The organism is Methanoculleus sediminis (assembly GCF_001017125.1).
Lineage (GTDB): Archaea > Halobacteriota > Methanomicrobia > Methanomicrobiales > Methanoculleaceae > Methanoculleus > Methanoculleus sediminis.
The window spans coordinates 211,122-228,345 of the sequence record NZ_JXOJ01000002.1; the positions used below are offsets into that span (position 1 = coordinate 211,122).

Annotated in this window: 19 protein-coding genes; 14 read left to right on the forward strand and 5 right to left on the reverse strand. The window is 63.2% G+C overall.

Annotated features, from left to right (window positions below):
* The first annotated feature begins 8 nt into the window (after positions 1-8).
* The gene (locus SZ63_RS03835; RefSeq protein ID WP_048181448.1) at positions 9-1,064 is read left to right on the forward strand and encodes an ATP-binding cassette domain-containing protein; all 1,056 of its coding nucleotides are present in this window, start codon (positions 9-11) and stop codon (positions 1,062-1,064) included.
* Here SZ63_RS03835 and SZ63_RS03840 read toward each other — a convergent pair.
* Both SZ63_RS03840 and SZ63_RS03845 read right to left on the reverse strand, forming a co-directional pair.
* Entirely contained in the window at positions 1,034-1,405 is a 372-nt protein-coding gene (locus SZ63_RS03840) for a hypothetical protein (protein ID WP_048181452.1), read from the reverse strand. The genes SZ63_RS03835 and SZ63_RS03840 overlap by 31 nt on opposite strands.
* 50 nt (positions 1,406-1,455) lie before the next feature.
* Positions 1,456-1,689, reverse strand: a complete 234-nt coding sequence (locus tag SZ63_RS03845) for a hypothetical protein (protein ID WP_048183549.1) — start codon at positions 1,687-1,689, stop codon at positions 1,456-1,458.
* A 92-nt stretch (positions 1,690-1,781) separates the two neighbouring features.
* Between SZ63_RS03845 and SZ63_RS03850 the strand changes: the two genes are divergently transcribed.
* The 6 genes from SZ63_RS03850 to SZ63_RS03875 all read left to right on the forward strand — a co-directional run bounded on the left by SZ63_RS03850 (position 1,782) and on the right by SZ63_RS03875 (position 7,244).
* Entirely contained in the window at positions 1,782-2,588 is an 807-nt protein-coding gene (locus SZ63_RS03850) for an amino acid kinase family protein (protein ID WP_048181454.1), read from the forward strand.
* An 87-nt stretch (positions 2,589-2,675) separates the two neighbouring features.
* A complete protein-coding gene (locus SZ63_RS03855; protein WP_048181457.1) occupies positions 2,676-3,374 on the forward strand; it encodes an ABC transporter substrate-binding protein in 699 nt (232 codons plus the stop codon).
* A gap of 125 nt (positions 3,375-3,499) precedes the next feature.
* Entirely contained in the window at positions 3,500-4,426 is a 927-nt protein-coding gene (locus SZ63_RS03860; protein WP_048181460.1) for a substrate-binding domain-containing protein, read from the forward strand.
* Positions 4,427-4,482: 56 nt separating this feature from the next.
* Entirely contained in the window at positions 4,483-5,184 is a 702-nt protein-coding gene (locus SZ63_RS03865) for an ABC transporter permease (RefSeq protein ID WP_048181464.1), read from the forward strand.
* A 4-nt stretch (positions 5,185-5,188) separates the two neighbouring features.
* On the forward strand, positions 5,189-6,268 hold the full coding sequence (locus tag SZ63_RS03870; protein ID WP_048181467.1) for an ABC transporter ATP-binding protein: 1,080 nt from the start codon (positions 5,189-5,191) through the stop codon (positions 6,266-6,268).
* Positions 6,269-6,458: 190 nt separating this feature from the next.
* Positions 6,459-7,244 carry an MBL fold metallo-hydrolase gene (locus SZ63_RS03875; RefSeq protein ID WP_048181472.1) on the forward strand — a complete coding sequence of 262 codons (786 nt, stop codon included), beginning with the start codon at positions 6,459-6,461 and terminating at the stop codon, positions 7,242-7,244.
* Positions 7,245-7,248: 4 nt separating this feature from the next.
* Here the strand turns inward: SZ63_RS03875 and SZ63_RS03880 are convergent, their stop codons facing one another.
* A complete protein-coding gene (locus tag SZ63_RS03880) occupies positions 7,249-8,508 on the reverse strand; it encodes a PAS domain S-box protein (protein WP_048181475.1) in 1,260 nt (419 codons plus the stop codon).
* Positions 8,509-8,773: 265 nt separating this feature from the next.
* Positions 8,774-9,949 (reverse strand): hypothetical protein, encoded by a 1,176-nt coding sequence (locus SZ63_RS03885; protein WP_048181478.1) that lies wholly within the window; start codon positions 9,947-9,949, stop codon positions 8,774-8,776.
* A 277-nt stretch (positions 9,950-10,226) separates the two neighbouring features.
* Here SZ63_RS03885 and SZ63_RS03890 point away from each other — a divergent pair, with 277 nt between their 5' ends.
* From SZ63_RS03890 to SZ63_RS03920, 7 genes are all read left to right on the forward strand, one after another.
* Positions 10,227-10,637 carry a PaaI family thioesterase gene (locus tag SZ63_RS03890; protein ID WP_048181482.1) on the forward strand — a complete coding sequence of 137 codons (411 nt, stop codon included), beginning with the start codon at positions 10,227-10,229 and terminating at the stop codon, positions 10,635-10,637.
* 138 nt (positions 10,638-10,775) lie between these two features.
* On the forward strand, positions 10,776-12,365 hold the full coding sequence (locus SZ63_RS03895) for a CTP synthase (RefSeq protein WP_048181484.1): 1,590 nt from the start codon (positions 10,776-10,778) through the stop codon (positions 12,363-12,365).
* A 9-nt stretch (positions 12,366-12,374) separates the two neighbouring features.
* Complete coding sequence (guaA, locus tag SZ63_RS03900; RefSeq protein WP_048181486.1) at positions 12,375-13,292, forward strand: glutamine-hydrolyzing GMP synthase; 918 nt, start codon at positions 12,375-12,377, stop codon at positions 13,290-13,292.
* A 4-nt stretch (positions 13,293-13,296) separates the two neighbouring features.
* Positions 13,297-14,421 (forward strand): acetylornithine transaminase, encoded by a 1,125-nt coding sequence (locus SZ63_RS03905; protein WP_048181493.1) that lies wholly within the window; start codon positions 13,297-13,299, stop codon positions 14,419-14,421.
* On the forward strand, positions 14,405-15,463 hold the full coding sequence (hisC, locus tag SZ63_RS03910; protein WP_048181497.1) for a histidinol-phosphate transaminase: 1,059 nt from the start codon (positions 14,405-14,407) through the stop codon (positions 15,461-15,463). The genes SZ63_RS03905 and hisC overlap by 17 nt, the downstream gene beginning before the upstream one ends.
* Positions 15,460-15,972: an adenylate kinase family protein gene (locus SZ63_RS03915; RefSeq protein WP_048181503.1), complete on the forward strand. Its 513-nt coding sequence runs from the start codon at positions 15,460-15,462 to the stop codon at positions 15,970-15,972. The genes hisC and SZ63_RS03915 overlap by 4 nt, the downstream gene beginning before the upstream one ends.
* On the forward strand, positions 15,969-16,571 hold the full coding sequence (locus SZ63_RS03920) for a CDP-alcohol phosphatidyltransferase family protein (protein WP_048181507.1): 603 nt from the start codon (positions 15,969-15,971) through the stop codon (positions 16,569-16,571). Before SZ63_RS03915 ends, SZ63_RS03920 begins: the two co-directional genes overlap by 4 nt.
* A gap of 132 nt (positions 16,572-16,703) precedes the next feature.
* Here SZ63_RS03920 and SZ63_RS03925 read toward each other — a convergent pair whose 3' ends face one another.
* Entirely contained in the window at positions 16,704-17,186 is a 483-nt protein-coding gene (locus SZ63_RS03925; RefSeq protein ID WP_048181511.1) for a TspO/MBR family protein, read from the reverse strand.
* Positions 17,187-17,224 lie beyond the last annotated feature (38 nt).

The following is a 17,224-nucleotide window of genomic DNA, read 5'->3' on the forward strand; positions in this document are numbered from 1 at the left end:
GTTCACCCATGCTTGTCATTGACTCCGTATCCAAGAGCCTCGGAGAGTTTTCGCTCTCGAACGTATCGCTCTCGGTCGAAGACGGGGAGTACTTCATCGTCCTCGGCCCCACCGGCGCAGGGAAGACGATCCTTCTTGAGACGATTGCCGGGATCTACACCCCCGATGCGGGCAGGATTCTCTTGAACGGCCGGGACATAACGGACGTCCCGGCGAGGGAGCGCAGGATCGGCATGGTCTACCAGGACTACATGCTCTTCCCGCACCTGACCGTCGAAGCGAATATCGGTTTCGGGTTGAAGTCCCGCGCCGATCCCGCGTTCATCCGCGGAAAAGTGGAGGAGAGCGCGGATCTCCTGAACATCGGCCACCTCCTCCAGCGCTACCCGGGCACGCTCTCGGGCGGCGAGCAGCAGCGCGCGGCGATTGCCCGGGCGCTGGTGATGGAGCCGGAAGCCCTGCTGCTCGACGAACCGCTCTCCGCGCTCGACGTGAAGACGCGCGAGAACCTCCGGGCGGAACTCGCCCGGATCCACGAGGCCACCGGGACGACGATCGTCCACATCACCCATAACTTCGAGGAGGTCTTCGACCTCGCCGACCGGGTGGCGATCATGCGCGGCGGCGACGTGATCCAGGTGGGGACGCCGGAGGAGATCTTCCGACGGCCGAACTCCGACTTCGTCGCGGGTTTTGTCGGGGTGGAGAACCTCTTCTGCGGAACAGGCTCGGGCGACGGGACGGTCGCGGTGGGGGATCTCCGGATACGTGCGGAGAACGCCATACCCGGCCCCGTCTCCGTTGCAATCCGGCCGGAGGAGATCCTGCTCTCGAAGACGCCTCTGCCGGAAAACGGGAAAAACGTCGTCATCGGCCGCGTGGATTCGGTGCGGCCGAACGGGGGGCTGGTCCGGGTCTCGGTCGACGCCGGAGTGCAGTTTCGGGTGACCCTGACACGGCAGGGGTTCGAGGAGACGGGCGTCGCACCCGGCGACGCGGTCCACCTCGCCTTCCGGTCTTCGGCGGCCCACGTCTATCCTCCGGGAGAAGAGGAGGAGGCCTGAACGCCGCGCGCCTGAAGTGCCCGGAGGACACCGGCACCCAGGACCTCTTCTGCGCGCTCGCCGTGCCGCTCCGCCATGACCGCGAGGAGACGCTCCGTCCCCGCGGCCGTGGTGGAGACACCGACCCGCTCGGCCCGGCGGATCAGCCCGTCCCGTTCCATCTCCCCGAAACGGGGGAGGACGTAGTAATGCGGGATCCCGAGGTGCTCGGCAAGTTTCCGTGTCGTCGGGAACCGCAGCGAGATGCCGTCCGGAGAAAAGCCGACGGTTATGCACCGGTCCTCCTCGAGGAGGATCCTGACGGCCGCATCGATTATGTCGTCGTGTTCGTGTGTGGACATCCGATCGTAGAAGTACTTGCGCCCGGCGCAAAAAAAAGAAGACGATCCGGTTATGCCGCTTCCGCCTTCATCTCGCCGCGCTCTTCTTCGGGCATCTCCTCGAGGTAGATGATCTCCGCTCCGATGTCCTTTGCAATCTGTTCGAGTTCTACCTTCCGAAAGTGGGTCCCCTCCACCTTCAGGTGCTTCGATTCACCCTGCTCTTCGACGACGGCGACGACGCGGAAGCGGGGCTGCTTCACGCCGGTGCCGACCTTCTGGCGTTCACGTGCGTAGATTTTCATATCTGTTTCCATCCCATACCAACTGGTATACCAGCAGGTATACACCAAAAGCACTTAACTTTTTCTATCATACAGGAGGTAAGGTTGTTATCATGGCAGAACGGTTTGAGATGGAATCGAAGTTCCGCGGCGAGAGCCTGGTCCGGCGCGGCCTGCTTCGCGCGACCAGAAGTGGCAAACAGGTCAGGATCATGCCCGACCTGAACGTGATCAAGATCGGCGGCCACGGCGTTATCGACTACGGGCGGGAAGTGATGTTCCCGCTGATCGACGAGATAGGGGAACTCTCCCGGAACAACAAGATTCTGGTCGCCACCGGCGGCGGTGTCCGGGTGCGGCACATCCTCGACGTCGGGATCGATCTCGGGATGCCGACGGGAGTGCTTGCGGAGCTGGCGGGTAAGATCAGCGAGCAGAACGCGATCATGATGTCAATCCTCTTCTCGAAGTACAACGGTGTCCGGATCCACACCGACGACCTCTTAAACCTCCCCTCGCTCATATCCCTCGGGATGCTGCCGGTCGTGCAGGGCACCCCGCCCTACGGGCTCTACGAGCATCCCCCGAAACTCGGAAGCATCCCGCCGCACCGAACCGATACCGGCGCCTTCCTGATGGCGGAGGTGGTCGGCGGAAAGAACTGCATCCTCGGGAAGAACGTGGACGGCCTTTATGCCGAAAACCCGTTCGTGAACCCCGACGCCGAGTTCATCCCGGAGATCACGGCCGACGAACTCCTGGAGATGGAGATGGAGGATATGGTGCTCGAACCGAAAGCCGTCGAGCTGCTCCGGGACGCTTTCCACGTGAGAGAGATCAAGGTGGTGAACGCCCACGTGCCGGGCAACATCACGAAGGCCGTCAACGGGGAGCGGGTCGGCACCATCATCCGGGCCTGACGGCCCCGGAGTCAATCATTTTTGATTAACTTGGGAGAAGTCTTCTTTAGCGTTGTGTGTGGATCAGTACAGCACACGAGCGATTCCATGACTCTCTACCTTGGCATTGACGACACCGACACCCGCGAGTCCCGGGGCACCGGGCGGCTCGCCCGCGCAATTGCTGCAGAACTCGCCCGGTCCTACATGGTGACCGGGGTGACCCGACACCAGCTCTTTGTCCACCCGGCTGTTCCCTATACCTCCCACAACAGTTCCGCGGTCATCCACATTCAGGATACCGGGAACGGGATCGCGGCCGACGTCTTCGCGACGGCAAAGGAACTGATGCTCGCCGACTTCATCGAGGGGAGCGATCCCGGGATCTGCGTCGCCGCCGACCGGAACATCAACGGCGACCTTTCCCGCTTCGGCTTCTCGGCAAAGACAAGCGTCGTGACCCAGGATCAGGCGCGCTCGCTTGCCCGTGAGGCCGGAATCCTCCTCGAGGGGCTCGGCGGCACCGAAGACGGCGTCATCGGCGCGCTTGCCGGCATCGGCCTCGCGGCATCAGGGAACGACGGCAGGTTCGTCCAGAAGGGGACGACCCGGGACCTCCGCGGCAGCCAGACGGTCGCCGCAATCCTCGCTTCCGGCGTCGACCGGGTCATGACCCGGGACGGGACGGCGGTCGGGGAAGGCACTATCTGCTTGCGGAAGTTCCCGAAGCCCGCGTTCATCGGCGGGAAGGCGATCCTCTACGTCGAGGCGGAAGGGGATGCCTACCACGATATCGTGGTAGGCTGAAGAGCACATCAACAACATCTCATTTAAACTCCCGGAATGTAAAATCGATTAATTATATTAAGTTTCCATTAACCCAAAACACACCTATTTAAATGCACGTATTGCGATACATCTGTCTGATAACTATGTACAGACGAACTATTTTTGCCGTTGCGGCCGTCATGGTCGCCCTCCTGCTGATCTGCGGCTGTACCGGGACGACAACCGACCCGACCCCCGTGGAGAAGCAGCAACTCCGTATCGCCACGACGACCAGCCTTTACGACACCAAACTCCTCGACCACCTCACGCCGATCTTCGAGGAGAAGTACAACGCCGAGGTGCTGATCGTCTCCGCCGGGACCGGCAAAGCGATCGAATACGGGCAGCGTGGAGACGTGGACGTCCTGATGGTGCACGACCGTGCGCGTGAAGACGCCTTCCTCGCCGACGGCTACGGCATCAACCGGCGCGTCTTCGCCTACAACTACTTCGTCCTCGTCGGGCCCGAGTCCGACCCGGCAGGTGTTGCGGGCATGCAGCCCGAAGCGGCCTTCACCGCCATCCGCGAGACGGGCGTGGCCGGTGGTTCCGACGTAGTCTTCGTCTCCCGCGGCGACGCGTCGGGCACGCACTCCAAGGAGAAGGCCATCTGGAAAGCCGCCGGGTTCAACTACTCGACCGACGTGCAGGGCTCCGGCGACTGGTACCAGGAGGCCGGAACCGGCATGGGCGCGACCCTTGAGATGGCGAACGAGAAAGAGGCCTACACCCTCTCCGACATCGGCACCTACCTCGCCTACAAGGGCGACCTCGACCTCGTGACGCTCGTCGACGAAGGCGACATTCTGCTCAACGTCTACTGCGCGATGCAGATCAACCCCGCAAAGTACCCCGACATCAACACCACCGTCGCGAAAGACTGGGTCAACTTCATGATCTCCGACGATGTCCAGAAGGAGATCGACTCATTCGGTGTCGACCAGTACGGCCAGCCGCTCTTCTACGCCGCACAGGACGACTGGGAGAAGATCGGCGTGACCGAGGCCGAAGTGAAGGACCCGATCGCCTGAGCGGGCCAGAATCACCATCCCTTTTTGCCTCCGGCAGAGTATAGTCAGGTGCAGGCATGTACGAGATCATCGAGGGATTCCTGGAGGCAGCGAGACTCATTGTCACGTTCGACCCCGACGTAATGGCCATCGCCGCGCGAAGCATCATCATCTCGTTCACCGCAACGATCATCGCCACGCTGATCGCCGTTCCGCTCGGCGCCGCGATCAACTTCGGCACCTTCCCTGGAAAGAAGAACCTCGTCAACCTGATCCAGACGCTCTACTCCCTGCCGACGGTCATCGTCGGGCTGCTCATATTCCTGCTCATCTCCCGTGTCGGCCCGTTCGGGTTCCTGCGGCTGCTCTTCACCCCGACCGCGATGATCGTCGCGCAGACGGTGCTCATCCTCCCGATCATGACCGGGCTCACGATCTCCGCGCTCTCGGGCGTCGACCCGGTGATCAGGGATACCCTCCGCTCGCTCGGGGCAACAAGGCTCCAGTTCCTGGTAAACGTCTTGAAAGAAGCGCGGTTCGCGATCCTCGCATCCGTCGCGGTCGGGTTCGGGCGGGCGATATCCGAGGTCGGGGCGGCGATCCTGGTCGGCGGCAACATCGCGGCGTCGTCGTTTGCGAGTTCGACCCGGGTCCTGACGACCGCGATATCGCTCGAGACGTCGATGGGCAACATCTCCCAGTCCATCGCGCTCGGTATCGTCCTCCTCATCATCGCCCTCGGCGTGAATCTCGCCATAACCACGGTGCAGCACCGGTGATTGCATGATCGAATTCGACAACGTCTCAAAAAATTTCGGCGATACGAGGGTGCTTACCGGCGTCACCGGGGAGGTGAACCGGGGAGAGATCTTCACCGTCATCGGGCCGAGCGGGGCCGGGAAGTCGACCCTGCTGCGCCTCATCGACCTCCTCGACGTCCCGGCAGGAGGGGCGATCCGGATCAACGGCCTCGACATCCATGCAGATAAGGAGAAGAGCCTCTCCGTCCGCCGGATGATGGGAATGGTCTTCCAGAAACCTGCCGTCTTCAACACGACGGTCACCGAGAATGTCGCCGTCGGCCTTCGGTTCCGGGGAGTAAGCAAGAGCGAAACCCGTAAACTGACCGAAGACGCCCTCGCCATGGTCGGCCTTGCCGGCTACGGGGAACGGCGGGCCCGAACGCTCTCGGGAGGGGAGATGCAGCGGGTGGCCCTCGCCCGGGCGATGGTGATCGAACCCGAGATCCTCCTCCTCGACGAACCGACGGCGAACCTCGACCCGGTCTCGGTGGCGATGATCGAGGACCTGGTGGTGCGGATCAACCGCGACCTCGGGACGACGGTCATCTTCTCGACCCACGACATGTACCAGGGACAGCGGCTCGCCCACCGGATCGGGGTGCTGATGGACGGGGCGTTTGCACAGGTGGGGACGCCGAGAGAGGTCTTCACCCTCCCGGCAAGCCGGGAGGTCGCCCGGTTCGTCGGGATCGAGAATATCGTCGAGGGCGTCGTCGTCGAGAGAGAAGACGGCACCGCCGTCGTCGACGCCGGCGGCGTCCGGGTCAGGGCAAGGTCGCCGTTTCCCCGGGGAGAGAGGGTCTCTCTCTGCATCCGCTCAGAGGAGATCCGGATTGCCCCGGCGATCAGGGGGAGGAGGGTCTCCGACGGGAACATCCTCCCCGGCACGGTGACGGCCGTCGTCCCGCGCGGCCCGTTCAGCAGGGTGACGGTCGACTGCGGGTTCCCTCTCTCGTCCGTCCTCTCCTGGAAGGCGGCGGAAGATCTCGACATCCGCGAAGGGGGCCGCGTCGAGGTCGTGTTCGCGGCGGAGTCGGTCCACGCCGTCCGGCAGGGCTGAAGGCCGCATCTCTTCTCGGGGAACGCCGGTCTTTTGCCGCAAAGTGCCGATCCGGCCGCCCACCCCCTGCCGGGACTCCTCCGCTGTGCTCATCCGCTCCCCCGGAGATAGATGTTCCGGGACCTCAGGGATCTTTTTGCACGGCCGTCTTCCCTGATCTTAAATATCCGCACAGCCCACCATTTCTACAATGGAACTGACAGTCCTCGCCAGCGGGAGCAAAGGAAACTGCACCTATCTTCGGGGGGAGCGGGGTGCGCTGCTCATCGACGCAGGACTCTCCGCTCGCGAGATCCTTCGGCGTCTCGAGGCCGCCGGTGGGGACGCAACGCTCATCGAGGCGATACTCGTCACGCACGAGCACATCGATCACATCCGGGGCGTCGACGTCCTGGCAAGGAGGCTCGGGGTGCCGGTCTACGCGACCGGCGGAACGCTCGAGGCGTTCACCGCAAAGTGCGGGGGAACGAGCGCGGAGGTTCGGCGATGCCGCTCCGGCGAGACGTTCTCCGTCGGTGACTTCTCGATCGAGCCGTTCGCCGCCTCCCACGATGCCCGTGAGCCCTGCGGGTTCTGTGTCGCCGAAGGCGATCTGCGCATCGGGTGCTGCACCGATACCGGCACCGTCACCTCCTCGATGTTTGATCGGCTCGCATCCTGCGATGCCGTCCTTCTCGAGAGCAACCACTGTCCGGATATGCTTGAAAACGGCCCGTATCCCGCATACTTAAAGAGCCGGATACGATCGAAGCGCGGGCACCTCTCGAACCCCGACGCCGCCCGCTGCCTGCAGAGACTCGCCGGTCGCATCCACATGGCGATGCTCGCCCACGTGAGCGAGATCAACAACACGCCGGAAAAAGTCCTCCTCTCCGCGCTTGAAGGGCTCGGGCTCTACTCCGACCAGATCGGGGTCGCCGTGGCGCCCCAGGACCCGGGAGCGGTTCACCCGGAATCCTACGGCTTTCGGCTCTGAAGATTCACGCCTTCCGGAACGTGCAGACCATGCCGATCACGGTGCCTGCACCATCGGCGATCGGGTCGCCGGAGACGCGGACAACCTCTTTCGACCCGTCGCTTCTCACGAGTTCCGCTCCTACCGCGCACTCCACGGACCTGCCCTGCCCCAGCACTTCCCTGACGAGATGCTCCCCGACACCGACGCCCGAAAATAACGACGATACCGGCTTCCCGGCCAGTTCGTCCCCGGCGTAGCCGGTGAGGTGTTCCGCCGCCATGTCGACGATGACGATCGTCCCGGCGGCGTCGGTGGTGATCCTCGCTTCCCCGGGTTCATCCGCCCCGAGAGAGCCCAGTTCGACCGATAAGTCCAGCCAGTCCTCCGCAGCTTTGCGCTCGGTCATCTCGATATAGTAGAGGAGCTGCTCGAGCTGCTTGTTCGCGCGTTCGAGTTCGGCGGTTCGCTCGGCAACGAGTTCCTCCAGGTGCTCGCGGTGGCGGTGCAGTTCCTCTTCCGCCTTCTTGCGCTCCGTAATCTCCCTGATGATGACCATCAGGTGCATCTCCTGCAGCGGGATGACGCGGGCCTCGTAGTGCCGGGTCTCTCCGGCTACCGTTCGGCTGAACTCAAGGGGTGCCGCGGGCGTATTCGCCCTGACGGCCTCCTGCAGCGCGGCAGAAAGGGCATCACCCACTCCGGCGGGGAGCAGATCCTGCACCCGCCGGCCGAGATGCGTCCGGGAGACTATCGGCGCTTCCGCGAGCCTCCCCGCCCTGACGTCGAGGATCGTGCCGTCGGCGTTCAACCTGATGAAGAGATCGGGAAATGCTTCGATCACCGCGGTCAGTTCGGACGTCGCCTGCCTGAGGTTCTCCTCGGTCAGGGCCTGCTCGGTTACGTCCCGGACGGTGAACAGGACAGAGCCGCCCTCGATCGACGCCCGCCGGAACTCGATGTCGCGCACCCTGCCGTCCCGGCAGACCGCGCTGGCAACCATCGTGTCCCGCTCTCCTGAAAACAGTTCCTGCCCCAGCTTTTCCACTTTCTCCCGGTATGCAGGGTTCGGGTGAGCACGCTCGAACCACAACGCAAGTGTCGGGACATCCTCCCGGGTATACCCGGTTATCCGGGTAAACGCCGGGTTCAGGTACCGGCATCCCCCCTCACCGTCCAGAAGAACGAGGCCGTCCGGCGCTTCACGGAGGATCGAGAGGCAGATATCCCCTCCAAGGTCAGGCGATTCGCGGGCGCCATCCCGAGTTGTTCTGTTTCCCGTCATCGTAACCGATCCTCCACGGCATATCTGCGTATTCGGGCCTGCAAGCGCCGCTTACAGGAAATTTTGCCTTTCGAGATAGATATATGCATCGTTCTGTCTTTCCGCGTTATTTTCGAAACGGACAATTCCGATCGATTATCTGGAGAAACGCCGGCACAGGGAAACCTATCCGGGACTAACGGCGATCCGCAGGCGGAAAAGAGGATTCTCCGCCACGAGGTCCGGAGTTCCCCGGGGGAACTTTGCAGCACACCAACCACTCCCGTCACTCCCTGATCTTCAAGACCCGCATGCTGTACTGATCCATGGCCGTAAAGAACGTGGATCGTGCACGCTTCGCCCGTTCTTCATCTCCTTCGATGAAGTCGCGGAGGATGTAATCCAGTGCCGTGGTGTAGTAATCCCGTCCGGGAGAAGCCTTCTTTGCCTCCTCGAAGCAGACGTAACTCTCCATCTTGTGGTTGCACATGACCTCGAAGACGGCATCGAGCATCAGGAGCAGGTGCCGGGGGAACTCTTTCAAGATCGCCAGTTTCCGGAAACTCGCGTAGGATCTCGGCTGAGCTCCGAGAATCGCGAGTTTCATCCCGTAGTAGAGCGGCTCGAGATCGTCGGGATACTGCTGCATCATCTGTTTGACGATGGCGGCGGCACCGCTCCCGTTGCGCAGCTCCACGCGGGTGTTGAACGCCTCCGTCAGGAAGAACCTGTCGTCCGAGAACCGCTCCGTTGCATGAGCAAGGAGGTGGTTGCGGCGTTCGACGTCCCCCTCGTGCTTCGTCCAGGTGACGCCCATGCGGTAGAACTCCGGTTCGCTCGGGAACCAGGCGAACGCCAGGTCCAGCATGAACCAGAAGATCGAGTTCAACCGGCTGTCTTTGCGATTGAAGAGGCCAAGACGGTTGAGCGGGGCGCGGACCCGGGAGAGGTTCAGCATCTCCTCGCGGGCATGCAGTTCCAGGTCGTCGGGGCGAAGTCTCGACTTCTGGTTCTTCGCGAGGGACAGAGCATAGTAGCAGTAGGCGATTGCAGCGTTGATGCGGCCGTCGTAACTCCTGTGGGGCGTAAGACACTCCATCGCCTGGTAATAGTTGCCGGAGTCGATCAGCTTGAGGGCCACAATCACGTCGAGCGTTGCCCGCCCCTTGCGGCGCCGCTTGTTCCCCATGGCGTGCCGCAGGACTTTATCGAGAAACTCCGGGGTAGGTGCCTCGCTCGTGACGCCGAGAAGCGCAGAAACGGTCGCATCGATGAAGTCGTCGTAGGTCCGATCATCGAGATCGGGAAACGTTTTGTCGAGCGTGGCGGCAACGTGCCCGAAGAAGACCGGGAGATTCTCCTCCACCTGTCCGGTGTTCTTTACGATGTAATCGTCCATGGTGGCCCGGAGCTGCTCGAGTCTCCTGTTCCTGAGCGCTTCAGGCTGCCACGCATCTTCCATACCTGTATTGGTGGAGAGGTGAAGAGATATTTCTTGTTATATGCTCTCCGGGGCTCCCCAGCCAGGAGAGGACTTCGAATCCCATATATGGAGCAGTACAACGGGATTTATTCCGGAAAGGGTTTTTTGGACGGTGAGGCGGCAACGGATTCTGCCGCCGGGACTCCGGCGTCCCGCCGGTAAAAGCGCAGGATAAACGAATCGGATTCCGTATTCGGAATCGGAATTCACAACGTTTATCCCGACAGACCCCAAATTTTCCGGGAGGTGTGATCGCGTGGGCTACATTGACGAGCTGAAACGGGTAGGAAGGGACGCGAATCCCTTCTTCAAAATGATGGGGATAGACGTGGGCGAATACGGCGACGGGCGCGCCCGCCTCACCATGGAGGTCCGGCCGGAGATGCTGAACGGCGCCGGGTGGCTCCAGGGCGGGGTCTACGTGGCGCTCGCCGACGAAGCGATTGCGCTTGCGCTCTACACGCTCCTTTCCGAGAACGAGCGAATCGCCACGATCGACGAGCACACCAGTTTCATCAAGGGCGTCAGCACGGGGGCGATCGTCGCCACCGGACGGGTCGTCCGCAAAGGCCGCCGGGTTGCGTTTGCAGACGGGGAGGTCAGGAGCGCGGCGGACGACACGCTTCTTACCCGGACATCGACGTCGTTTGCGGTCATCGAGGGGTAGCACCGCGACGGCCCGCCCGGCGAAACCCCTCTTCGCGCCGGCGGTGATTCCCCGGGACCGCCGGAACAATACATTCTCAATACCCGAGATCACATACATAGGATAGAGCATCCGGAACAACCGGAGGGGAACGAGAGCTTGAAGTATATCGTTGTAACCGGCGGCGTCATGAGCGGGCTCGGAAAAGGCATCACCACCGCATCCATCGGCCGCCTCCTGAAAAACCGCGGCTACCTGGTAACGGCGGTGAAGATCGACCCGTACCTGAACATCGACGCCGGCACCATGAACCCCGCCCAGCACGGTGAAGTCTTCGTCCTCTCCGACGGAGGGGAAGTCGACCTTGATCTCGGCAACTACGAGCGGTTCCTAAACATCAACCTCAAGTCGATCCATAACATCACGACGGGCAAGGTCTACCGGAACGTCATCGAGAAGGAGCGGCGCGGGGACTTCCTCGGCGCGACCGTCCAGATCATCCCCCACATCACGGACGAGATCAAGCACTGCATCAGCCGCGCGGCACAGGAAGCGGTCAACGGCGGCAAGGTTGCCGATGTCTGCATGGTCGAGGTCGGCGGCACGGTGGGCGATATCGAGAGCATGCCGTTTTTAGAGGCCGTCCGGCAGATGCACGGCGAGCTTGCGCCGGAAGAGATGATCCTGGTTCACGTCACCCTGGTCCCGATGGACACGATGGGTGATTTCAAGACCAAACCCACGCAGCACTCGGTGAAGGCGCTCCGCGAACTCGGGCTGCAGCCCGACATCATCGTCGCGAGAAGCAGCGATGTGATCGGGCCGCAGACGAAGAAGAAGATCTCCGCCTTCACCGATGTCCCGGTAAAAGCCGTCGTCTCCGCAAAGGACGCTCCCGACATCTACCAGATCCCGATGGAGCTGGAGAAGGAAGGGCTCGCGGACGTCGTCTGCAGTTACCTTTCCCTGGAGAACCGGGAGCCGGATCCCGCGTGGTACCGGGTGGTCTCGCAGGAGTACACGAACCGGGCGACGGTCGCCATCGTCAGCAAGTACGGGATCGAGGACGTCTACATGTCCATCAAGGAGTCGCTCAAGCACGCCGGAAGAGCGCTCTCCACCGAGGTAAACATCCGCTGGCTGGATGCGGAGACGTTCGAACTCCGCGATCTCGCCGACGTCGACGGCATCCTGATCCCGGGCGGGTTCGGTCAGCGCGGGATCGAGGGCAAGATCCGGGCGATCCGGTATGCCCGCGAGAACAAAAAGCCCTACCTCGGCCTCTGCCTCGGGTTCCAGCTCTCGGTGATCGAGTACGCGCGGCATGTCCTCGGCATCGAGGATGCCACGAGCGAAGAGATGGGCGACGGGACGCACGTCATCGCCATCCTTCCCGAGCAGGAAGAAGTCAGCGACCTCGGCGGCACGATGCGCCTCGGGGACTGCGACGTCGTCCTGAAAGATGGGACGAGGGTGACCGGCCTTTACGGGAAGACGGCAATCGTGGAGCGGCACCGTCACCGCTACGAGGTGAACCCCGCGTTCATCGCGGACCTCGAAGATGCCGGGCTCGTCTTCTCGGGAACCTGCGGGCCGCGGATGGAGGTCTGCGAACTCCCGGATCATCCCTTCTATCTCGCGACGCAGTTCCACCCCGAGTTCAAATCGAGCCCGACAAACCCCTCCCCACCCTACATCGGATTCGTAGAGGCATGCAAGAAGAATAAATCATCATCAGAGACCAGGTGAGACAGCAGAATGGTAAACGTCGAGAAGTTTATCGACCGGGCAGTCAAGCAGATACGCGATGCTGCCGGCGAAGAAAAGGTCGTGATGGCGCTCTCCGGAGGCGTGGACTCGTCGGTCTGCGCGGCGCTCGCGACCCGCGCGATAGGCGACCAGCTCGTCCCGATATACGTGGATACCGGCCTCATGCGGAAGGGAGAGACCGATCGCATCCGGTCGCTCTTTGCCGACGCAAACCTCCGCGTCGTGGATGCCGCAGACGAGTTCTTCGAGGCTCTCGCGGGCATCGTCGACCCCGAGGAGAAGCGCAAGGCCATCGGCGCGAAGTTCATCAGGATCTTCGAGCGGGAAGCGAAGCGGACCGGGGCGACGATGCTCCTGCAGGGGACGATCTACCCCGACCGCATCGAGAGCGAGGGGGGCATCAAGAGCCACCACAACGTCGGCGGCATGCCCCTCGATATTGAATTCAAAGGCGTCATCGAACCGCTTGCCGACCTCTACAAGGACGAGGTCCGCGAGGTCGCCGGCGGGCTCGGCCTTCCCGCGGAGATCCAGCACCGGATGCCCTTCCCGGGCCCGGGGCTCGCCGTCCGGGTGCTCGGCGAGGTGACGAAGGAGAAGATCGCGATCGTTCGCGAGGCGAACGCCATCGTCGAGGAGTGCCTGGTGGAGGAGTACCGCCCCTGGCAGTGTTTCGCGGCGCTGATCGGGCTCGGAACCGGGGTCAAGGGAGATGTCCGGCTCCACGGCTGGATCGTCGCCGTCCGGGCCGTCGGGTCGCGGGACGGGATGACCGCCGATCCGCTACTCCTGCCTTACGAGACGCTTTCCCGGATGGCAACAAGGATCACCGCCGAGATCCCCGGCGTCGCCCGGGTCGTCTACGACGTCACCCCCAAGCCCCCGGCGACGATCGAATACGAGTGATATCATGGCAGAAGACTCACGCGTGCTCGATGCACGCTACTATATGCCCGCGTTCAGCCGGACGATGAAAATCGTCCGCGGTGCGGGGTCGCGCGTCTGGGACGACCAGGGGCGCGAGTATATCGACTGCGTGGCGGGTATTGCGGTCTGCAGCACCGGCCACTGCCACCCGTTGGTCGTCGAGGCGATCTGCAGTCAGGCAAAAGAGTTGATCCACTGCTCAAACCTCTACTACATCCCGAACCAGGCGGAGCTCGCGGAGAGACTCGTGGGAATCACGGGGCTTTCCAAAGCCTTCTTCTCGAACTCCGGCGCGGAGGCGAACGACGGTGCGATAAAACTCGCCCGCGTCCGGACGGGGAGAAAGAAGTTCGTCGCGTTCGCCCACGGGTTCCACGGCCGGACCTGCGGATCGCTTGCCGTCACCCACAAGCCCGCCATAAGGGAGCCGTTCGAGCCGCTCTCGACCCCCTGCACCTTCGTCGACTACGGCGACCTGGACGCTCTTGCGGGAGCGGTCGATAAGGATACCGCCGGGGTCTTCGTCGAGCCGATCCAGGGCGAAGCGGGCGTCCTGATCCCGCCCGACAAGTTCCTCCTTGGCGTCCGGGAGATCTGCGACGATACCGGCGCGCTGATGATCGTCGACGAGGTGCAGACCGGCATGGGCCGGACCGGAAAGTGGTTCGCCTTCCAGCACTCCGGGGTGACCCCCGACATCGTCACGATAGCAAAAGGGCTCGCGAGCGGCTTTCCGATCGGCGCGCTCGTCGCCCGCGAAGGGCTCGAGTTCAAGAAGGGCGAGCACGGGAGCACCTTTGCCGGAGGGCCGCTCGCCTGCGCGACGGCGCTCGCGACGATCGGCGTCATCGAGGAGATCCTCCCCGATGTCGCGCGGAAGGGCGAGCGGTTCAAGAAGGGCCTTGCCGCCCACAACCCCCGGGGCCGCGGCCTGATGATCGGCATGTCGGTCGGCGACCGGTGTCCGGAGGTGCAGCAGACCTGCGCCGATAACGGGGTGCTCGTCAACTGCGCCGCCGACGGAAACCTCCGGCTGATCCCGCCGCTGGTGATCACGGACGAGGAGATCGACGCGGCTGTCGGTGTCATCAATGCGGCGCTTGGTTAGGGCGTGCTATACGGGCACGGGCGGTTACTCCTACGCGAAGAAGGCCGACGACGTCGCACGGGAGCACGGCTTCGACCGGGTGGCCCGTCTCGCGAGCAACGAGAACCCCCGGCCGCCGTCGCCCGCCGCGCTGGAAGCGGCAGAGGCCGCTCTCCGGGAGGGGAACCGCTACCCGGACGAGCGGGCATCTGCGCTCGTCGAAGCCCTCCGCCGCTACCACGGCGACTACCGGTTCGTCACCGGCGCCGGGATGGACGGCGTCATCGAGACGGTGATCCGGACGGTCGTCGAGCCCGGCGAAGCGGTGGTCGTCTCGACCCCGACCTTCTCGTTCTACGGGATCGCGGCCGCGGCGCACGGGGCCCGGGTGGTGAACGCCCCCCGGAGGGAGGACTTCTCGGTCGATCCGGCAGGATTCGTTGAAGCCTGCCGCGGGGTGAAACTCGCCTTTCTCTGCTCCCCGAACAACCCCACAGGGAACTCGGTTCCGATCGAGGACGTCGAGGCGATCCTCGAGGGGATGGACGGGCTGCTCTTCCTCGACAACGCCTACGTCGATTTTGCGGATATCGATTACCGGCCGCTGATGCGGCGATACGAGAACCTGGTCCTCGGGCGGACGATGTCGAAGATCTTCGCCCTTGCCGGGTTCCGGGTCGGCTACGCATTCGTCCCCGCATGGTTCGAGCCGTTCTACCAGAGGGCCGCAACACCGTTCGCGCTGAACTCGGTCTCGATGGCCGCGGGCGCAGGAGCGCTCGCCGACACCGAACAGGTGAGGGAGACCCGCGACCATGTGCGGGAGTGGCGGCGGCGGTTCCTTGAAGAGGTGCCGTTCAAAGTATACCCCTCGGACGCAAACTTCGTCATGATCGACGTCGGCCCCCACACAGGCGACGAGGCAGTGGCGCGCCTCGCGGCGAAGGGCGTCCTCGTCCGGTCCTGCACCAGTTTCCCGGGGCTCGGGAGCCACTACATCAGGGTCTGCATCGGTGAAGACTGGGAGAACATCCGATTCCTCGAGGCGATCAAGAACTTATGATGACGGGCATCACCGGCACGCCGGGAACAGGGAAGACATCCATTGCGGCGGAACTCGAGCGGCGCGGATATATGATCGTCCGGCTGGCGGATACGGTGCGACCCTACGTCATCGAGGAGGACCGTGACCGGCAGACGCTGGTGGTGGACGTCGACCGGTGGGCGGAGGAGTTCGAGCCCCTCGACGGGATCGTCGAAGGCCACCTCGCCCACCTCCTCCCCTGCGACCGGGTGGTGGTGCTCCGGTGCCGGCCGGACGTCCTCGCCGCGCGTCTTTCCCCGAGGAACTATCCGGAGGAGAAGATCACGGAGAACGTCGAGGCGGAGGCGCTCGACGTCATCCTGATCGAGACGCTCGAGGAGCACCCGGACGAGCACGTTCTCGAGGTGGATACGACCGATCTCTCCGTCGACGAGTGCGCCGACCGGATCGAGCGGTTCGTCCGGGGAGGACTCCCGCCGTCCTGCGGCTCCATCGACTGGTCGGAGTACCTGGAGGTCGGGAGATGACACTCGACCAGTTCCGGCCGCAGGTGCAGGGCATCATTCAGCCCGTGGTGAACCTGATGCGAAGGCTCGGGGTCACCCCGAACGCGCTGACGATTGCATCGTTCCTCGTCTCGGCACTTGCGGGCATCGCGTTCTATGCCGGAGGGGTCGTCTTCGGCACCGTCATGGTCGCGTTCAACGCCGTCTTCGACGCGCTCGACGGGGCGCTCGCCCGGGACATGGGGGTCGCGGGCCTCCGCGGGGACTTTCTCGATCACGTCATCGACCGCTACGCCGACATATTCATCATCACCGGGATATTTGCGGGCGGGGCCGCACCCTGGCAGATCGGCGTCTTCGCGCTGACGGGCGTCCTGATGTCCTCCTACCTCGGCACCCAGGCGCAGGCCGTCGGGGTTGGCAGGTTCTACGGCGGAATCCTCGGCCGGGCGGATCGGCTGGTGCTGATCATCATCGCAGGCGCCCTCACGGTGCTGATACCGGGAGAGATCTACGGCCTGAACTATCTCGGGTGGCTCCTCGTCATATTCGGCTTCCTCGGGCACTACACCGCGTTCCAGCGGTTCGCCCACGTCTGGCGGCAGATAGAAAAACAGTAGAAACTTCCGCTCATTTTTGTGGCCCGAAGGATTTCGGCCCACGTGCATCCTGTGGCTCGCACAGGGTCCCCTCGCCGTGACGGGGTGCAGCATCCCCGCATTGCCCAAAAAAAGCGGGGTTGTCGACGACCCCTACGGGTTGAGGACGTAGATGCCGTAATTGAGATAAGCCGCGAAACTCACCCAGAGCAAATAAGGGACGAGCAGAATCGCCGCGGGCACCGAGACCCGGTCGAAGGCGACTATCGTCATGAGGATTGCAACCCAGAGGAACAGGATCACGATGAGCGCGAAGAACGGCGCCTGCATTCCGAAGAATACGAACGACCAGACGACGTTTAAGATCAGTTGAGCGCCGAAGATCGCCGTCGCGACGTGCACGTTCTTATGCCATCCCTTGCTCCAGACGAGATAGAGCGCGATGCCCATGAGGATGTAGAGCACCGTCCAGACGGGGCCGAAGACCCATGAGGGCGGGCTGAACGCGGGCATTGTAAGACCGGCGTACCAGGTGGGGATCGCCGGCATCGTGAAGATCGAGCCGATCTGCCCGGCCGCGAGACTGACCCCTATCGCCACGATGAACTGGATGATTCGGACGTAGGCTGGTGTCACGTTGGGAAATAATGTTTCCTGCGCTCTTAAGCCTTTTG

Excerpts from the sequence above, each read along its gene's own strand:
- SZ63_RS03835 (WP_048181448.1), top strand. The coding sequence starts at position 9 with ATGCTTGTCATTGACTCCGTATCCAAGAGCCTCGGAGAGTTTTCGCTC.
- SZ63_RS03840 (WP_048181452.1), bottom strand. The coding sequence starts at position 1,405 with ATGTCCACACACGAACACGACGACATAATCGATGCGGCCGTCAGGATC.
- SZ63_RS03845 (WP_048183549.1), bottom strand. The coding sequence starts at position 1,689 with ATGAAAATCTACGCACGTGAACGCCAGAAGGTCGGCACCGGCGTGAAG.
- SZ63_RS03850 (WP_048181454.1), top strand. The coding sequence starts at position 1,782 with ATGGCAGAACGGTTTGAGATGGAATCGAAGTTCCGCGGCGAGAGCCTG.
- SZ63_RS03855 (WP_048181457.1), top strand. The coding sequence starts at position 2,676 with ATGACTCTCTACCTTGGCATTGACGACACCGACACCCGCGAGTCCCGG.
- SZ63_RS03860 (WP_048181460.1), top strand. The coding sequence starts at position 3,500 with ATGTACAGACGAACTATTTTTGCCGTTGCGGCCGTCATGGTCGCCCTC.
- SZ63_RS03865 (WP_048181464.1), top strand. The coding sequence starts at position 4,483 with ATGTACGAGATCATCGAGGGATTCCTGGAGGCAGCGAGACTCATTGTC.
- SZ63_RS03870 (WP_048181467.1), top strand. The coding sequence starts at position 5,189 with ATGATCGAATTCGACAACGTCTCAAAAAATTTCGGCGATACGAGGGTG.
- SZ63_RS03875 (WP_048181472.1), top strand. The coding sequence starts at position 6,459 with ATGGAACTGACAGTCCTCGCCAGCGGGAGCAAAGGAAACTGCACCTAT.
- SZ63_RS03880 (WP_048181475.1), bottom strand. The coding sequence starts at position 8,508 with ATGACGGGAAACAGAACAACTCGGGATGGCGCCCGCGAATCGCCTGAC.
- SZ63_RS03885 (WP_048181478.1), bottom strand. The coding sequence starts at position 9,949 with ATGGAAGATGCGTGGCAGCCTGAAGCGCTCAGGAACAGGAGACTCGAG.
- guaA (WP_048181486.1), top strand. The coding sequence starts at position 12,375 with ATGGTAAACGTCGAGAAGTTTATCGACCGGGCAGTCAAGCAGATACGC.
- SZ63_RS03905 (WP_048181493.1), top strand. The coding sequence starts at position 13,297 with ATGGCAGAAGACTCACGCGTGCTCGATGCACGCTACTATATGCCCGCG.
- hisC (WP_048181497.1), top strand. The coding sequence starts at position 14,405 with ATGCGGCGCTTGGTTAGGGCGTGCTATACGGGCACGGGCGGTTACTCC.
- SZ63_RS03915 (WP_048181503.1), top strand. The coding sequence starts at position 15,460 with ATGATGACGGGCATCACCGGCACGCCGGGAACAGGGAAGACATCCATT.
- SZ63_RS03920 (WP_048181507.1), top strand. The coding sequence starts at position 15,969 with ATGACACTCGACCAGTTCCGGCCGCAGGTGCAGGGCATCATTCAGCCC.